At 69.0% G+C, this 12,789-nt stretch carries 13 protein-coding genes; 10 read left to right on the top strand and 3 right to left on the bottom strand.

Annotated features, from left to right (window positions below; all coding sequences use genetic code 11):
• Nucleotides 1–22: 22 nt before the first annotated feature.
• The 9 genes from FS845_RS04260 to FS845_RS04220 all read left to right on the top strand — a co-directional run bounded on the left by FS845_RS04260 (nt 23) and on the right by FS845_RS04220 (nt 9,541).
• Nucleotides 23–817, top strand: coding sequence for a DUF1295 domain-containing protein (locus FS845_RS04260; RefSeq protein WP_144630862.1), 795 nt, complete (start codon nt 23–25; stop codon nt 815–817).
• On the top strand, nt 814–1,905 hold the full coding sequence (locus FS845_RS04255; RefSeq protein ID WP_144630861.1) for an SAM-dependent methyltransferase: 1,092 nt from the start codon (nt 814–816) through the stop codon (nt 1,903–1,905). Before FS845_RS04260 ends, FS845_RS04255 begins: the two co-directional genes overlap by 4 nt.
• Nucleotides 1,906–1,916: 11 nt before the next feature.
• The gene (locus FS845_RS04250; RefSeq protein WP_260986140.1) at nt 1,917–2,462 is read left to right on the top strand and encodes a lipocalin family protein; all 546 of its coding nucleotides are present in this window, start codon (nt 1,917–1,919) and stop codon (nt 2,460–2,462) included.
• 149 nt (nt 2,463–2,611) lie between these two features.
• Nucleotides 2,612–3,493, top strand: a complete 882-nt coding sequence (locus tag FS845_RS04245) for a DUF3348 domain-containing protein (RefSeq protein ID WP_144630860.1) — start codon at nt 2,612–2,614, stop codon at nt 3,491–3,493.
• Between the two features lie 10 nt (nt 3,494–3,503).
• Entirely contained in the window at nt 3,504–6,635 is a 3,132-nt protein-coding gene (locus FS845_RS04240) for a DUF802 domain-containing protein (protein ID WP_186332148.1), read from the top strand.
• Nucleotides 6,632–7,408, top strand: coding sequence for an OmpA family protein (locus tag FS845_RS04235; protein WP_144630858.1), 777 nt, complete (start codon nt 6,632–6,634; stop codon nt 7,406–7,408). Before FS845_RS04240 ends, FS845_RS04235 begins: the two co-directional genes overlap by 4 nt.
• Complete coding sequence (locus FS845_RS04230; RefSeq protein ID WP_144630857.1) at nt 7,405–8,160, top strand: DUF2894 domain-containing protein; 756 nt, start codon at nt 7,405–7,407, stop codon at nt 8,158–8,160. Before FS845_RS04235 ends, FS845_RS04230 begins: the two co-directional genes overlap by 4 nt.
• A 236-nt stretch (nt 8,161–8,396) precedes the next feature.
• On the top strand, nt 8,397–8,945 hold the full coding sequence (locus FS845_RS04225; RefSeq protein WP_144630856.1) for a hypothetical protein: 549 nt from the start codon (nt 8,397–8,399) through the stop codon (nt 8,943–8,945).
• Nucleotides 8,946–8,953: 8 nt separating this feature from the next.
• Nucleotides 8,954–9,541: a hypothetical protein gene (locus FS845_RS04220; RefSeq protein ID WP_144630855.1), complete on the top strand. Its 588-nt coding sequence runs from the start codon at nt 8,954–8,956 to the stop codon at nt 9,539–9,541.
• An 83-nt stretch (nt 9,542–9,624) separates the two neighbouring features.
• On the opposite strand, the gene FS845_RS04215 is transcribed toward FS845_RS04220, so the two are convergent.
• Nucleotides 9,625–9,969: a hypothetical protein gene (locus FS845_RS04215; protein ID WP_144630854.1), complete on the bottom strand. Its 345-nt coding sequence runs from the start codon at nt 9,967–9,969 to the stop codon at nt 9,625–9,627.
• A gap of 426 nt (nt 9,970–10,395) precedes the next feature.
• Between FS845_RS04215 and FS845_RS04210 the strand changes: the two genes are divergently transcribed.
• Complete coding sequence (locus FS845_RS04210) at nt 10,396–10,773, top strand: YXWGXW repeat-containing protein (protein ID WP_144630853.1); 378 nt, start codon at nt 10,396–10,398, stop codon at nt 10,771–10,773.
• 118 nt (nt 10,774–10,891) lie between these two features.
• Here the strand turns inward: FS845_RS04210 and hutG are convergent, their stop codons facing one another.
• Nucleotides 10,892–11,683 carry an N-formylglutamate deformylase gene (gene hutG, locus FS845_RS04205; protein ID WP_144630852.1) on the bottom strand — a complete coding sequence of 264 codons (792 nt, stop codon included), beginning with the start codon at nt 11,681–11,683 and terminating at the stop codon, nt 10,892–10,894.
• A gap of 75 nt (nt 11,684–11,758) precedes the next feature.
• Nucleotides 11,759–12,670 carry a LysR family transcriptional regulator gene (locus tag FS845_RS04200; RefSeq protein WP_144630851.1) on the bottom strand — a complete coding sequence of 304 codons (912 nt, stop codon included), beginning with the start codon at nt 12,668–12,670 and terminating at the stop codon, nt 11,759–11,761.
• Nucleotides 12,671–12,789 lie beyond the last annotated feature (119 nt).

The following is a 12,789-nucleotide window of genomic DNA, read 5'->3' as shown; positions in this document are numbered from 1 at the left end:
CTTCCGAAAGCGTAGTCCAAGTATGAATCCCCTGCTTCAACTCAGTCTGCTGGCCCTGTTGATGACCGCGGCGATGAGCGCCGCCTGGTCCTGGCAGCGCCGCCATCGCAACGCCGGCATCGTGGACGCCGTCTGGGCCCTGGGCGTCGGCCTGGGCGCGCTGCTGACGGCGCTGACCGGCTCCGGCGCGGTCGCGCCCCGCGTGCTGCTGGCCCTGCTGGGCGGCCTGTGGGCCGCGCGCCTGGCATGGCACATCTGGCGCCGTGTGTGGCTGGGCGAGGACGGCCGCTATCGCGCGCTGCGCGAGCACTGGCAAGGCCACCAGGGCAAGTTCTATGGCTTCTTCCTGTTCCAGGCCGGCCTGGTAGTGCTGTTCGCCATCCCCTTTACCGCCGTGGCGGCCAATACCGACGGCCCGCCTCCCATGGCGATGATCGCGGCGGTGGCCGTCTGGGCGCTGGCCGTGGCGGGCGAATCCCTGGCCGACCGCCAGCTCGACGACTTCCGCAACGACTACGCCAACGAGGGCCGCACCTGCCGCGCCGGCCTGTGGCGCTATTCGCGCCATCCCAACTACTTCTTCGAATGGATCCACTGGTTCGCCTACGTGCTGCTGGCCGTGGGTTCGCCGCTTTTCGCCTACAGCTGGGCGGGGCCGGTGCTGATGTACGTGTTCCTGCGTTGGATCAGCGGCATCCCCTACACCGAGAAGCAGGCGCTGCGCAGCCGCGGCGACGACTACCGCGACTACCAGCGCACCACGTCCATGTTCTTCCCGTGGTTTCCAAAATCCTCATCCCGCAGGGAGCCGTCATGACCCACACCGCGACCATGCCCGACCGCGACGAACTGCCCGCAGACCTGCCCGCGCCCGGCCTGCTGGGCCTGGCCGAACGGGGCCTGCTGCCCGATGCTCTGGTGCGCCTGGGCATCCGCCGCATGTGCGCGCAACGCCTGGCCGACGAGCACGCGGGCGGGCCGGCCGAGCGAGCGCACCGCTACGGCGCGCTGATCGACACGCTGCGCGCCAGCCCCGTGGCCATCCATGTCGACGCGGCCAACACGCAGCACTACGAACTGCCGCCCGAGTTCTTCCAGCTGTGCCTGGGCCCGCGCCTGAAGTATTCGAGCTGCTACTACGCCACCGGCCGAGAGACGCTGGCCGAGGCCGAACTGGCCATGCTGGAGCTGTACGGCGAACGGGCGCAGCTGCAAGACGGCCAGGACATCCTGGAGCTGGGCTGTGGCTGGGGCTCCCTGACGCTGTGGATGGCCGAGCGCTATCCGAACGCCCGCATCACCGCCGTCTCCAACTCGGCGGGGCAGCGCGGCCACATCGAAGCGCAGTGCGACGCGCGCGGCCTGCGCAACGTGCGCGTGGTCACCTGCGACGTGAACACGCTGCAGTTGCCCGCCGCCGCGTACGACCGCTGCGTGTCGGTCGAGATGTTCGAGCACATGCGCAACTACCGCACGCTGCTGGGCCGCATCGGCGGCTGGCTGCGTCCCGGCGGCAAGCTGTTCGTGCACATCTTCACGCACCGCGAGCTGATGTATCCGTTCCAGACCGACGGGGCCGGCAACTGGCTGGGACGCCACTTCTTCACGGGCGGCATCATGCCGGCCGACGACACGCTGCTGTGGTTCCAGGACGACCTGCGCATCGAGTCGCGCTGGACCGTCGACGGCACGCACTACCAGCGCACCGCCGACCATTGGCTGGCGAACCAGGACGCGCAACGCGACGCGGTGCTGCGCGTGCTGAATCGCGCCTACGGCCGTGCGCTGGCGCCGCTGTGGAACCAGCGCTGGCGCATCTTCTGGATGGCCTGCGCCGAACTGTTCGGCTACGAGGCGGGGCGGCAGTGGCATGTGTCGCACTACCGCTTCGAACGTCCCGCATAAAGGAGGCTCTCATGCAAGCACCCAAGCGATCCCTGGCCGCCGCGCTCACCGCATGGCTGGTGGGCGGCTGCTCGTCGCCCACGCCCATGCCGCCCGTGGCCCAGGTCGACCTGCCACGCTTCATGGGCGACTGGTACGTCATCGCCCACATTCCCAGCCGTCCGGAGCGCGACGCCTACAACGCCATCGAAACCTACAAACTGGACGAGGACGGCCGGATACGCACCACCTTCCGCTACCGCGACGGCAGTTACCAGGCCGACGTGCAGACCATGCATCCCGTGGGAACCGTGCGGCCCGGCACCAACAATGCCATCTGGGGCATGCAGTTCATCTGGCCCATCAAGGCCGAATACGTCATCGCCTACCTGGACCCGGACTACCGACAGACCATCGTGGGGCGCTCCAAGCGGGACTACGTGTGGATCATGGCGCGCACGCCGACCCTGCCGGATGCGGACTACGACCGGCTGGTCGATACCGTGAAGTCGCTGGGGTACGACGTGGCCAAGTTGCGCAAGGTACCGCAGCGCTGGCCCGAGGACGCCGCGCGCTGAGCCGTCGCGCCAGGCCCGCTGGATGGTCCGACGACCAGCGAGGCTGGCGTCTTGCTACCAGCTGTTACCAGGCGCTGCGCGCCAGGCCGCCGCCATGCCCGTTCCCAGCCGGCCATTGTGTAAACTGCTGGGCTTTTGACCCTTACGGCATGGAGCAGACCGCCAGGCGCGCAGGGTCTGGCGCAGCGGCGTTCATACGCCTGCTGTCACGCCTGACCGCGACCCACGTACCCGAATCCGGACAACCCCTGTCGGACCGGCTCGGCCAATGGCTGACCTGGACCGACGCGGTCGCGCTGTCCGCCGTTTTGGGGGAAGGCCGCCCGGTGGTCAAGGCCACGGCGCGCGACGACGACGATCCGGCCCGCGAAGTGGCCCGGCTGCGAGCCGACCTGACCAGCGCCATCGTCCACGACGGCGTGTTCGCCCCGGCCCGCGCTTGCGCTACCCGTTCGTCCGGCGCACGCCGGCCGGCCGTGGCCATGTCGGCGCCGGCCGCGGCCTCCGCCGACGCGGAACCCGAATACGCCGTCTATCGCCAGCGCTACCTGGCCTTGCAGCAGACGATGGAAACCGGCATCGGCAACCTGCGCAGCCGCCTGCGCGGCATGCTGGCCGCGCGCACGCCGGATGCCCGTATGCCGGATGCCCGTATGCCGGATTTCGCCAGCCTGGCGCTGGTGGACGCCATCATGGAGCGCTCGCTGGGCGCGCGCGAACGCGTGCTGCTGACGTCCGTGCCCAGGATGCTGGAGAAGCACTTCGACCAGTTGCGCCAGGCGGCCCAGGCCGGCGCGGTTGCCGAGGCCGCGGCGGTGGATGGCGTGGCAACGGATGGCACGGCGGCCGCAGCGGCGCCCAACGCAGCATCGCCCGCAGCAGGAGCGCCTGCCGCAGGGTCGCCTGCCGCCCCATCGGCACCCGCCTGGCTGGAGACGTTTCGCTCGCACATGCAACAGGTATTGCTCGCCGAACTGGATGTTCGCCTACAACCGGTCGAAGGGGTGCTGGCCGCCCTGCAAGGCCGCTGACAAGAACGCAATGACCCGCTATCTCGTTCCCACCATCGTTTTCCTGGCCGGCCTGGCCGTGCTGGGCTGGATCGGCGCCGGCTACGTCGGCGCCAACCCGCTGGCCCTGTCCGTCCTGCTGCTGATCGGCCTGTTCTACCTGGCCGGCGCGCTGGAGCTGCGCCACTATCACCTGGCCACCCGCTCGCTGGCACGCGCCGTGTCCGACGGCGCGCCCGAGGGCGGGTTGGATGACTGGCTCGCACGGCTCCCCGCCAGCCTGCGCAATGCGGTGCGCCTGCGCATCGAGGGCGTGCGGGTCGGCCTGCCCGCCCCGTCGCTGACGCCCTATCTGGTGGGCCTGCTGGTGCTGCTGGGCATGCTGGGCACCTTCCTGGGCATGGTCGTGACCCTGCGCGGCACCGGGGCCGCGCTGCAAAGCGCCACCGACCTGCAAGCCATGCGCGCCTCGCTGGCCGCGCCCGTGCAAGGCCTGGGCTTCGCCTTCGGCACCTCGGTGGCGGGCGTGGCCACTTCGGCCATGCTGGGCCTGCTGGCCGCGCTGTGCCGCCGCGAACGCATGCATGCCGCGCAGGCGCTGGACGCGCGCATCGCCACCAGTCTGCGCGCGCATTCGCCCATGCACCAGCGCGAGCAGGTCGTCACGCTGCTGCAGCGGCAGGCCGACGCCATGCCGGCCATGCTGGACCGCCTGCACGCCCTGGCCACCGACATGGCGCAGCAGAACCGCGCCCTGCAGGACCGCATCGCGGCGGGCCAGGACGCCGCGCAGGCCCGCGCCGACGCCGCGCACGACCGCCTGGTCCAGGCCGTCGAGCAGGTGCTGCAAAGCCACGCCGCCTCGGGCGGCGACCTGGTGCAGGCGCTGGACCGCGCCATGCAGCAGAACAACGCCGCCAGCGAGCGCCTGATGCAGTCCATGGACAAGACGCTCCTGGAGAATGCCGCGGCGGGCAGCCGCCTGGCCCAGGCCATGGACCAGGCCTTGCAGGACAACGTGGCCGCCGGCAATCGCCTGGCCGACAGCATGGACGAACGCCTGCACGCGCACGCCGCGACGGTCGACCGGTCGCTGCGCGACAACGCCGCAACGGGCGACCGTCTCACGCAAGTGCTGGACGAGGCGCTGAAGGCCCACGCGGCCACCGTGGACCGCACGCTGGCTGCACATACACAGACGCTGGACACCACGCTGCAAAAGAACGCCGCCACCGGCGACCGCCTGGCCGAGGTCCTGGACGAAGCGCTGAAGACCCACGCCGCCACCGTGGACCGCGCACTGCTGGCCCATACCGAAACCCTGGACGCCTCGCTGCAGAAGAACGCCGCCACCGGCGACCGCCTGGCCGAGGTCCTGGACGAAGCGCTGAAGTCGCATGCCGCCACCGTGGACCGCACACTGCTTGCCCACACGCAAACCTTGGATACGGCGCTGCAAAAGAACGCGTCGACCGGCGACCGCCTGGCCGAAGTCCTGGACGAAGCGCTGAAGTCACACGCCGCCACCGTGGACCGTACCCTGCTTGCCCACACCGAAACGCTGGACGCCTCGCTGCAGAAGACCGCCGCCACCGGCGACCGCCTGGCCGACATCCTGGACGAAGCGCTGAAGTCACACGCCGCCACCGTGGACCGTACCCTGCTTGCCCACACCGAAACGCTGGACGCCTCGCTGCAGAAGACCGCATCCAATGGGGACCGCCTGGCCGACATCCTGGACGAAGCCCTCAAGGCCCACGCCGGCACCGTCGACCAGGCCCTCCAATCGCACCGCAGCGCGCTGGACGAAGCCCTGCAAGCCAGCGCGGCCGCCGGCGATCGCGTGGCACAGTCCGTGGACCAGGCCTTGCAGGCCCATGCCCGCACGCTCGAGCAATCCCTGCAGGAAAGCGCCGCGACCGGCGGCCGCCTGACCGACACGCTGGATCAGGCGCTGCAAGCGCACGCCAGCACGCTGGATCAGACCCTGCAGGCGCACAACGCGGCCAGCGAGCGCCTGTCGCAGGCCATGGAGCAGGCCGTGCAGGAGACCGCCGCCGCCACGGTGCGCGCGGCCGGCACGGCCATCCAGCCGGCCGTCGAGGCCACCATGCAGGCCCTGGCGCGCGAGACCGCCACGCTGCACGAAGCCATCGGGCAATCGGCGCAGCAGCAGGTCGACGGCATCGCCGCCCGCCTGGACAGCGCCGCCACCGCCGTGGCCAATCAGTGGGACGAGGCGCTGGCGCGCCAGCGCCAGGCCGGCGAAGCCCTGGCCGGCGGCCTGCGCGACACGTTGGAAACCTTCACCAGCGGTTTCGAGTCGCGCCTGGACGGCCTCATGCGCAATGTCGACCAATCGCACGCCGCGCTGCAGACCACGCTGACCTCGCAGGACGAGCAACGCCTGCAAGCCTGGACCGATGCGCTGGGCGCCGTGGCCGCCGACCTGCGCGGCGAGTGGTCGCAGCTGGGCGCGCAGGCTGAACAGCGCCACCAGGCCCTGGGCGAGTCCCTGACCCACACCGCGCGAGACCTGGCCGAGCAGACCCAGGCGCACGCCCGCGATACCGTCAACGAAGTGGCCCGCCTGGTGGAAGCGGCGGCGCAGGCGCCCAAGGCCGCCGCGGACGCCATCGACGAACTGCGCCGCAGCCTGTCCGACGCCACCGCGCGCGACAACGCCATGCTGGAAGAACGCGCCCGCCTGCTGCAGACGCTGGATACCCTGCTGGGCGACCTGACCCACGCGGGCACCGAGCAGCGCGCCGCCGTGGACGCGCTGGTCACCAGCGCCGGCGAGCTGATGGATCGCACGGGTGCGCGCATGACCGAGCAGGTCGGCGCCGAGACGGGCAGGCTGGCCGACGCCGCCGCGCAAGTCACCGGCAGCGCCGTCGAGATGGCCAGCCTGGGCGAGGCCTTCGGCGCCGCCGTGCAGTCGTTCGGCCAGTCCAGCGAGCAACTGACCGCGCGCCTGCAGGGCATCGAGAGCGCGCTGGACCGTGCCATGGCGCGCAGCGATGAACAGCTGGCCTACTACGTGGCCCAGGCCCGCGAGGTGGTCGACCTGAGCGTGCTGTCGCAGAAGCAGATCATCGAAGACCTGCGCCAACTGGCCGCCCGCCAGGAAGCCCCGACCGACGCGGCGGCGGCGCAATGAGAGACGAGCTCGACACCGACCTGGAGTCCACGGCGCCCATATGGGCCGTGTTCGGCGACCTGATGTCGGTGCTGCTGGGCGCGTTCGTGCTGATCCTGGTCGGCGTGGTCGGCATGCAGCTGGACCTGACCGCCAGGCTGCAGGACGCCTCCAGCAAGCTGGATGAAGCCGTCAGGCAGGGCCAGGCCGAAACCCAGCGCCGCGAGGCCCTGGAGAGCGCGCTGGCCGGCCCCGTGGCCGCCGGCCGCGTCACCCTGGTCAACGGCCGCATCGGCATCAACGGCAACGTGCTGTTTGCGCTGAACTCCGCGCAGTTGCAGCCCGAGGGCCGCGACCTGCTGCGCAGCCTGTCCGCGCCCCTGAGCACCTATCTGCGCGACCGCGACGAGATGCTCATGGTCAGCGGCTTCACCGACGACCGCCCCATCCACGACAACAACCGGCGCTTCGCGGACAACTGGGAACTGTCGGCGCAGCGCGCGCTGACCGTCACCCGCGTGCTGATCGAGGAAGGCGTACCCGCCTCGTCCATCTTCTCGGCCGCGTTCGGCTCCGAGCAACCGGCCGCGTCGAACGACGATGCCGAGGGCCGCGCGAAGAACCGCCGCGTCGAGATCGCGCCGGTGCGCAAGCCCGAGGCGGCGCCCGCGCAGGCGGCACAGGTGCCGCAGGCAGCGCCGCCGCCGGCCGCGAAGACGCCTGCCGCCTCGCAGGCAGGCGCCGCGAGCAACGCGGCCGCCTCCGAACCCACGCCTGCCGCGAAGGCCCCATGACCGACGTCCAGGCCACGCTGCACGCCTGGCGCGAAAGCGGCCTGGACCACGTCGACCCGGTGCGTTTCCGGCTGATCGAAGTGCTGGCGCAACGCGCCCAGGGCTACGCCGGTGCCGCGCGGCGCGTGCTGGACGAACGCTTGGCCGCATTGCTTGCCGCGTATGCGCAACTGGCGAACGCAGACGCCGTCAGCGCACCGGCCGCGCCGCGTTCAGCAGCCACCGCGGAAGGCGGGGATACGGTGGCCCACCACAGCCTTCCCGCCGAGGACGGCGCGGCGTCCGCCCAGGCCGAGGATCCCATCGCGGCCGCGCATCCACACAGCAGCCCCCGCCAGGACGACGCGGCCGTGGACGGACACACCCTGTCCGCGTTGACGGCCTACCTCGTCGAGCGTCCCCGCATCGGCCCGCAAGACAGGGCCGACGCCCCGGCTCCGCGCGACCCCTACCCCGAACTCCCCGCCCTGGATGACTTCCGCGCCATCTGGGAGCACCTGCGCACCGACAAGCAGGTGCAGGAGTCCCTGCAGCAGTTGCCCGGCGAAAACGCCGGCCCGCTGAACTCCGGCAATATCGTCCACCGTTCGCTGTCGCTGATGCGCACGCTGTCGCCGGAATACCTGCGCCAGTTCATGACCTACCTGGACGGCCTGTCGGCGCTGGAACGCCTGTGCCAGGCGGCCGACCCCGCTGGCATGCTGGTGGCCAAGCTGGACGGCAATCGCAAGGGCGGCCGCAAGGGACGCTAGACGCGCGCCGTCACGGTAAGACAGGTCGCCTACATCCCCGGCTGGCTTGGCCGCCTGCGTCAAGGCCAGGCACCTTTCGCTTCGAGCGAATGAACAACCCATTTTCTGAATCGGGCCGCACCAGGCAATCCGCGTCCGTGTCGCGCGTATACCAATAATGCCTGGATAATTTGAAACAAACAGAATTATAAAGAAATAAACACTTATAATCGCTGCTTCGTTTCGAAGGCCATCCCATGAAGAAAATCGCGGCAATAACCTTGTTGGTTTCGTCATTGTGCGGCTGCTCGATGAGCGCGCCCAATTACCAGCCTTCCGTCGACAACGTCGAAACGCTCAAGAAAGCGGGCGATTTCAAGGCGAAGGTTTCGGAATTCAAGAACGAACCCTCGAACGAGAACCGGTATCCCATCGGCATGCGCGGCGCCAGCATGACGTCTCCGTACCAGGACTCCTTCGCCGGCTACCTGGCCGAGGCGGTCACGCAGGAACTGAAGCTGGCCGATCGCTACGATCCCGCATCGCAAGTGGATATCTCGGGCGTCCTGCTGAAAAACAACGTGGATACTTTTCCCCGCGGCGCGGGCAGCATGGAGGCGCGCTTCATCGTGACCAATGCGGGACAGGTCCGCTATGACCAGGTGAAGTCGACCGAAACGGTATGGCGCACCTCATTCATGGGCGCGGTCGCGGTTCCGAATGCGATCGCCGCCTATCCCGACATGGTCAGGAAACTGATTTCCACGCTTTTCAACGACCAAGCCTTTCTCGACGCCCTGAAATGAAACCCACCATGATCAAAATAATCCGCTGGGCCAGCATGGCCGCCGCCCTGGCATTGGTTGCCGGTTGCGCGCACAAGATCGACGTAAGCCCCGAAGTGACCAGCATCACCGCCCCCGCCGGCACGACGCGCATCAACGCCACGGCGGCCTACTACATTTCGCCGGAAGACCTGGCCCGCACGGTTACCACGCCGGGCGGCGGCGGCGACAAGGTCAGCTACCAGCCGTACAAGGATATCGAGACCGCTTTCTACAAGATGCTGTCGAACGTGTTCAGCAGCGTCAGCCGCCTGAAACAGGCGCCGGCCGCCGGAGCGCAGGACGCGGATGTCGTGCTCACGCCGTCGATGGTGACCAACTCGTCGTCGCCCAGCCCGTTCACTTGGCCGCCTACGGTCTTCAACGTGCAGCTCACGACCACCGTGGCCGACCGCGACAACAGACAACTGGGCATCATCAAGGCCGAAGGCGAAGGCAAGGCCGAATACGACGAGTTCATCAAGAACTTCGGCCTGTCGGGCCGGCGCGCCATGGAAGACGCCGTGCTGAAGACCCAGGCCCAATTGCTGCAGATGCCGGAACTGCAGAAAAAATAAAGGCGGCCGATGCCGCCGCCATGAAGAACGCGCACGCCGGCCAAAGCCATGCGTGCGCGTTTTGCGTTCGGGACGTCAGGAAATCAGGACGCGCACTTGCCCCGGCGCGCATGGCTGCCCGGCGCGCATTGCGGCTTGCCGGCGGGCTCGGCCAGCCACAGGTCGGCGCCCGTCATCGTATGGCGCAGGTTCACGATCTGGCCGCTTTCCACCAGGCGCTCCAGCGTGTCGTACACATGCGGCGACTGCCCGGCCGCTTCGTCGTTCACCGGCGTGGCCATCGCCACTTGCGATGCCCCCGCGCAAGGCAACGCGACCGCCGATGCGCGCGCGCCGTTCCACTCGGATTGTTCCGCCGTGCCGGCCTGCGCCTGGCACATCGCCACGATCATCATGGCCCCCAACATCGGCCCTATCTTTTTCTGCATACACCACCTCCATCATCGTGGTTTGGCCACTGGCCCGATTCTGCGGCATGCGGGACCGAATAGCCAGCCATACATGGTGATGAGGGCGCCCCATACGCAAAGGTTAGGTCACTGCGCGTAACGCAGGGGCGTCGGAGGTATCGCAACCCGCACAAGTCTTGCGAACTGTACGCTGCTTGAGCCATCAACCGTTGATGCGCCAATCACATCGCAACGTCGCGGTAGTGCGCACGCCACCGCATGCGCGGCGCGATCATCCACGCCTGAAATGCGCTGAAATCGCATGACCCAGCCTGCGAAACACGCTGAAATCCGGCCCCTGCCGGCGTAATCCGGCAGTCAGCATCTTCCCTAGATAATCAAATCGCGCCCCCAAGGCAACCGCCCCAGGCAGTCGCCGGGCCGCTTTTCCAGGAGGATCCTGACATGAACCGCTACCGCAACTTCGCCATGGCCGCCGCCGCGGCCGCCGCCGTCTCGCTGGGCACGCTCGTCGCGCCATCGGCCGCGCAGGCACAGGTTTCCGTCACCATCGGCGTGGCGCCGCCGCCGCCCCGCGTCGAAGTGGTGCCGCCGCCGCGCGCCGGTTATGTGTGGGCTCCGGGCCATTGGGAATGGCATCGCAATCGCCACGTCTGGACACAAGGCGTGTGGCTGCGCCAACGGCCGGGCTACGTGTACCGCGCGCCAGCCTGGCATCAGGACGGCAACCGGTGGGCCTATGCGAAGGGCGGCTGGGACCACGACCGCGACGGCGTGCCGAACCGCCACGACCACCATCCCAACAATCCGCATCGCCGTTGAGCGCTGAAAACGGCAGGGGCCGCCGCGATCATCGCGGCGGCCCCTGTCTCTCCACGACGTCCGCCAGCACGGCGGCCGCCACGTCTCCAACGGCCTGGATGCAGCGTCCTGCCTGCCTCTACAGCTGCTCGAACGCCGCGCGCACCAGGCGTTCCACCACCGGCGCCACGCGGCTGGCCTGCTCTTCGCGCCAGCCGTATGGATGCCGTTCGTCCATGTAGGTCGACTGGCACATCTCCAGCTGGATCGCATGCACGCCCTGCTGCGGTGCGCCGTAGTGGCGCGTGATGTAGCCGCCCTTGAAGCGGCCGTTGATCGCCCAGGTGTAGTCGTCGCACGCGTCCAGTTGCGCGCGGATGGCGGCTTCCATGGCCGGCGCGCAACTCGCGCCGGCGGAGGTGCCGATGTTCAGGTCGGGCAGCTTGCCCTCGAACAGGCGCGGAATGACGCTGGCGATGGAATGCGCCTCCCACAGCAGCACCTTGCCGTGCGCGGCGCGCAGACGGTCGATCTCGGCGCGCAGCTGCGCGTGATAGGGCTGCCAATAGGCATCGCGGCGCGCATCGCGCTCGTCCACCGCGATGGCCTCGCGCCCGTCGCGGTACAGCGGCTGGCCATCGAAGGTATGCGTGGGGCACAGGCCGGTCTTGGCCTGGCCGGGATACAGGCTCTCGTCGTTGGGCGGCCGGTTCAGGTCGACGGCGTAGCGGGAGTAGCGCGCCCACAGGAACGACGCGCCCAGCGCGCGGCCGAAGGCGTACAGGCGGTCCAGGTGCCAGTCGGTGTCGCCCGAGCGCAGCGCCAGCTCGGTCATCGCCGGCTTTTGCGTCTCGGGAATCAGGCTGCCCAGATGGGGAATGGAGATGAGCAGCGGCGCGGTGCCCGCCTCGAAATGGAAGATGTCGGTCATGGAATCCTGCTTGGGTGTAGCGACTTCAGCCCTGCATTATCCTCGCATGCGGATCGAGACGCGCGGCAGGCGGACTCAGCGCGGCTGCCTGGCCATGCGAGCCGCCGTCGCGTCCAGCTCGCGCGCCAGGCGCTGCACGAAGCGTTCGGTCGTGTCCGGCAGCCCCGATCCCGCCAGCACCTGCAGATAGCGCGCCTCGAAGGCCGGCAGGGCCATCGGACGCGCCACCAGCGTGCCCGCGGCCAGCGCGTCGGCCAGCGGCAGCTCGCCCGCCAGCGTCACCGCGTCGCCCGCCTCGACAAGCGCGCGGATCACCGACGACGAATTGCTGGAGTACGTCAGTCGGATGTGCTGGCCCTCGCCCTCCGCGAAATGATCGAACAGCAGCCGCGCCGTGAAGCCCGAATCCGTCAGCCCCACCGGATGCGGGCGCAGGTCGCCGATGGTGATCGAGGACAGCGCCGCCAACGGATGATGCGGCGCCATGATGGCGCGCAGCGGCGACGCGATCTCGTGGCGCACCCGCGCGCCGCCCGGATGCAGGCTGAAGGCCAGCCCCACGTCCAGGCCACCGTCGCGCACCTTCTGCGCCACCACGCCCGGCGAGGCCACGTGCACCTGGAATTCCGCGTCGGGGCCGTCCTGGCGGAAGCCGCCGACGATGGCGGGCAGCAGGTTGCGCGCCACGGCCTCGTTCGAGCCGATGCGGATGGTGGTCAGCTCGGCCCGGTGCAGGTTGCGGATCTCGCGCATGGCCTGCTCGGTATCGATAGCCATGCGGCGCGCATGGCTGGCCAGCAGTTCGCCTGCGCCCGTCAGCACCATGCCCTGCGGCCGGCGCTCGAACAGCGCCGCGCCGCACTGGTGCTCCAGCTTGGCGATCTGCCGGCTGACCGCCGAGGGCGCCACATGCAGCGACACGGCGGCGTTCTTGACGCTGCCGTATCGCACGACCTGCAGGAAATAGCGATGGGCGGTACTGAGCATGGTGGCATCCGTCAGATTCTAAAAAAGGCAATCTGCGTGCGAATTATTGTTATTGCTTGCGCAAATGGCAATACATAGAATCGTCCGAGACGGCCCTGAAGGCAAGCACACGACTCTGC

This window comes from Bordetella genomosp. 13 (genome assembly GCF_007679965.1).
Lineage (GTDB): Bacteria > Pseudomonadota > Gammaproteobacteria > Burkholderiales > Burkholderiaceae_B > Bordetella.
This window is presented reverse-complemented; position numbering and strand designations above follow the sequence as displayed.

What these genes read in the sequence shown, in the direction of transcription:
- FS845_RS04220 (WP_144630855.1), top strand. Translation starts at nt 8,954, where the DNA reads ATGATCAAAATAATCCGCTGGGCCAGCATGGCCGCCGCCCTGGCATTG.
- FS845_RS04255 (WP_144630861.1), top strand. Translation starts at nt 814, where the DNA reads ATGACCCACACCGCGACCATGCCCGACCGCGACGAACTGCCCGCAGAC.
- FS845_RS04240 (WP_186332148.1), top strand. Translation starts at nt 3,504, where the DNA reads ATGACCCGCTATCTCGTTCCCACCATCGTTTTCCTGGCCGGCCTGGCC.
- FS845_RS04200 (WP_144630851.1), bottom strand. Translation starts at nt 12,670, where the DNA reads ATGCTCAGTACCGCCCATCGCTATTTCCTGCAGGTCGTGCGATACGGC.
- FS845_RS04260 (WP_144630862.1), top strand. Translation starts at nt 23, where the DNA reads ATGAATCCCCTGCTTCAACTCAGTCTGCTGGCCCTGTTGATGACCGCG.
- FS845_RS04250 (WP_260986140.1), top strand. Translation starts at nt 1,917, where the DNA reads ATGCAAGCACCCAAGCGATCCCTGGCCGCCGCGCTCACCGCATGGCTG.
- FS845_RS04235 (WP_144630858.1), top strand. Translation starts at nt 6,632, where the DNA reads ATGAGAGACGAGCTCGACACCGACCTGGAGTCCACGGCGCCCATATGG.
- hutG (WP_144630852.1), bottom strand. Translation starts at nt 11,683, where the DNA reads ATGACCGACATCTTCCATTTCGAGGCGGGCACCGCGCCGCTGCTCATC.
- FS845_RS04245 (WP_144630860.1), top strand. Translation starts at nt 2,612, where the DNA reads ATGGAGCAGACCGCCAGGCGCGCAGGGTCTGGCGCAGCGGCGTTCATA.
- FS845_RS04230 (WP_144630857.1), top strand. Translation starts at nt 7,405, where the DNA reads ATGACCGACGTCCAGGCCACGCTGCACGCCTGGCGCGAAAGCGGCCTG.
- FS845_RS04210 (WP_144630853.1), top strand. Translation starts at nt 10,396, where the DNA reads ATGAACCGCTACCGCAACTTCGCCATGGCCGCCGCCGCGGCCGCCGCC.
- FS845_RS04215 (WP_144630854.1), bottom strand. Translation starts at nt 9,969, where the DNA reads ATGCAGAAAAAGATAGGGCCGATGTTGGGGGCCATGATGATCGTGGCG.
- FS845_RS04225 (WP_144630856.1), top strand. Translation starts at nt 8,397, where the DNA reads ATGAAGAAAATCGCGGCAATAACCTTGTTGGTTTCGTCATTGTGCGGC.